Source organism: Paraburkholderia madseniana (assembly GCF_009690905.1).
Taxonomy (GTDB): domain Bacteria; phylum Pseudomonadota; class Gammaproteobacteria; order Burkholderiales; family Burkholderiaceae; genus Paraburkholderia; species Paraburkholderia madseniana.
Window position 1 is genome coordinate 1 of the sequence record NZ_VOSW01000234.1, and the last position, 2871, is coordinate 2871.

3 protein-coding genes and 1 pseudogene are annotated in these 2871 nt (G+C 59.2%); 2 read left to right on the forward strand and 2 right to left on the reverse strand.

The window, feature by feature from the left end; genetic code table 11:
• Positions 1-296, reverse strand: a pseudogene (locus tag FSO04_RS47305) (hypothetical protein); the annotation flags it as partial.
• Between the two features lie 132 nt (positions 297-428).
• A complete protein-coding gene (locus tag FSO04_RS45405; protein ID WP_154567953.1) occupies positions 429-659 on the reverse strand; it encodes an SEL1-like repeat protein in 231 nt (76 codons plus the stop codon).
• Positions 660-932: 273 nt separating this feature from the next.
• On the opposite strand from FSO04_RS45405, the gene FSO04_RS45410 reads away from it, so the two are divergent.
• A complete protein-coding gene (locus FSO04_RS45410) occupies positions 933-1283 on the forward strand; it encodes a hypothetical protein (protein WP_154567954.1) in 351 nt (116 codons plus the stop codon).
• A gap of 406 nt (positions 1284-1689) precedes the next feature.
• On the forward strand, positions 1690-2766 hold the full coding sequence (locus tag FSO04_RS45415; protein WP_154567955.1) for an ATP-dependent nuclease: 1077 nt from the start codon (positions 1690-1692) through the stop codon (positions 2764-2766).
• Positions 2767-2871: the final 105 nt, after the last annotated feature.

Here is a 2871-nt window from a genome sequence, read left to right on the forward strand (position 1 = left end):
ATGGTTGTAACCTGCCCGTGAAGGGCCGTGCGAGGCGCATTCATTTGCGTACTCCTCCTGGAAAACGGGGTTTGTGGCTCCCGTTTTACACCTGAGGCTTTATTCGTGCTGCCCACATAGTATCTAGGGGTAGGCTTCATTCGAACCGCCTGACCGTCGTCCTTGGTGAAGTAACCAACGATGTAGCCGATAAATGCTCCGACATGCGCTTGATTCGCGCTATCGAGCTGGTTCAGCACCCAAGAGCCCCGGGATTCGATGCTGCGACGGTAATCCTCGTCATGACAGTCGAACATCAGGCGCTGACGCCGCGTGACCCGGCGTCAGCGATCGCTCAAGATACGCGGCGATCCGGACTGACGACGAGTCTGGATTGCGCCAATGCGTCACCTTGCTTTGCCGCCCGGCGGTACCGCTTCGGCGCATCTTTAAGTGATGGCGTCACGTCCCGCCTTTACCGTCTTCCAGGCAACGAGCCAGTTCCCGTTGCCCTGCACGTGTCCTTGGTGAGCCGCGCGAGCGTACCAATAGGCGGCATGGCGACAGGACTGCTGTACGCCTTCGCCGTCAGCGTAGCGGACGGCCAGATTGAATTGCGCTGTTGCGTCGCCGGCCGTGGCAAGCAGCGACAAATCGTGGGTATCAAGATGATCGGACATGATGTTAATCTGGTGGTTGAATTGATGAAGGCCCCATCAAAAACAGAAGGGCGATGTCGAGGTTGGGCATGTCTTGCCGCAACAGGCTAGCTGCATCGCACGACCATAGCCGTGGTGAGCAGCCAATTTTCAGATGAGACGCGAGAGATGGTGACGCCGCTCCATGCATGGACGCGGGTCATGACATGGCGGTGTACGGTAAGAATTGGACGAAATGGAATCGCGATCGCTGATCCTATTCGGCTATCGGAGCGACCTACCCGAAGCAATGGCGTGAACAGCACGACGGGAATGCCCTATAGCGCCCCGGACGGGTCGCACCTCGCCTTATCCAAGGCCTCCCAACGCCTTGCGGAAGAGCAGACAACGCACCCAGGCGTCATCGATTCCGGCATTGCCCTGTGTACAGGAACAATGGCGGGAATCGCCAACGACTTCTCGACGCAATCCGGTGCGAAGCACTCGAATGTAGTGCTGTGCAATGGCTTCGACGACATCCTGAAGCGCCGGACTGACGACTCTACGATGAGCTGGGAAGTGCACTACGAATCGCGAGGCGACGAGCCGCGTCCAACACCTGCTTTGACGTACGCAGTCTTGCTACTGCCTCATCGGCACGACTGAGTCCGCCGCTTTCTCGCTAGCTTCGACAGTTGTTTCATCGGCAATTACTTTCACGGTCATCGGCGCTTTGGCCGGGGCCGGTTGATATGCCGTATAGTCGCCCCGATAGTTTCGCCAGTTCGATGTGGTATATCCCCGCACCTAGTCCTTCTGGACAATCAAGGGGCGTCGCCGTTCGGTTCCGAGCTTGGTCGCAGGTCGGCTTTGCGGACCAGCCAGGCAGCCGAGTCGAACGAGATCTCGGCGCTTTCTTCCGGGGTGCGAGTAGTGGGCCGGGTGGAGACCTTGACAGGTACCGGCTCTGGACATGCTCCCTCGCGATAACATCGCTTACTAATACCTGCCGTACGTAACCCCGTGCTCATCCGCACGGCGACGGACCGACGTATCTGACGAGGGAGTGAGCATGTATCTGAAGCGCATCCGAGCGCGCAACTTTCGTGCGTTTGGCGACGGCACTACTGCGCCCGAACTGAACTGGGAACTGAATCCCGGTCTGAACATCCTGGTGGGCGAGAACGACGCCGGGAAGACCGGAATCGTCGACGCCATCCGCCAAGCCCTGCTCACCACGAGCTACGAGAACGTCCGGCTCTTCGAGCAGGACTTCCATATCCTCGGCTCTACCAGAGCCCAAAGCCTGTTTATTGAAGCCACACTGAGCGGCCTGTCCAAGGAACAGGAAGGTACCGTTCTGGAGTGGCTCACTCTCGAGAGAGACGATACCTGCTCGCTCATCGTCCACCTCCACGCCAGATTCTCTCCCGCGCAAGCCACGAAGCGTGCCCGCGTCGACATCATCGTGCGGGCCGGAAAGGACGGCACCGGCCCCGAGATTGGCTATGCGGTCCGAGAGCTCGTCCGCGCAACCTACCTGCGTCCGCTTCGCGACGCAGAGGCTGAGTTGCGGCCGGGTCGTCAGTCCCGCCTCTCACAAATCCTCGCTGCTCACAACGACATCGCCGGGCAAGAGGTTAACGACTTCTCCAAGAGCGATCCCGGTACGGTACCCGACAACCTGGTCGGGCTGATGGCATTCGCCCAGCACCATCTCGGCGAGCACAAGGTCGTCAAGGGCGTACAAGACGATATCAACAAAAACTACCTCGGCGAATTCTCGTTCACGGGTGATCAGTTGGAATCGAGGATTCGAATCACGCCCGACCTCTCTCTGACGCCTATCCTTGAGAAGTTCGAGCTGTCCCTTTTGCCAAGTGGCTCGGTTCATCCCGACGAACGCTGCGTTCGCGGCCTTGGCTACAACAACGCGCTCTTCATGGCCACCGAGTTGGTCCTGCTTCGTGATGGCGACGAGCTCGCGCTGCTGCTGGTCGAAGAGCCGGAAGCGCATTTGCATCCGCAGCTCCAGGACAGGGTTATGGACCTGCTCAAGCAGCATTCCAGGGAGTTAGCGGACGGGGAGCGGCGTGTTCAGGTCGTGATGACCACACACAGACCCAACGGCACTGGTGCAAATAGATAGCCTCGGCGAGCTGATGCCAGCAGATCAGGAGACCGCATTGAGCAACGATGACCGCATTCCAGACGGCGGGCGTAGTGGTGTCTTGCGGTGTAAGCGGTTCAGGCC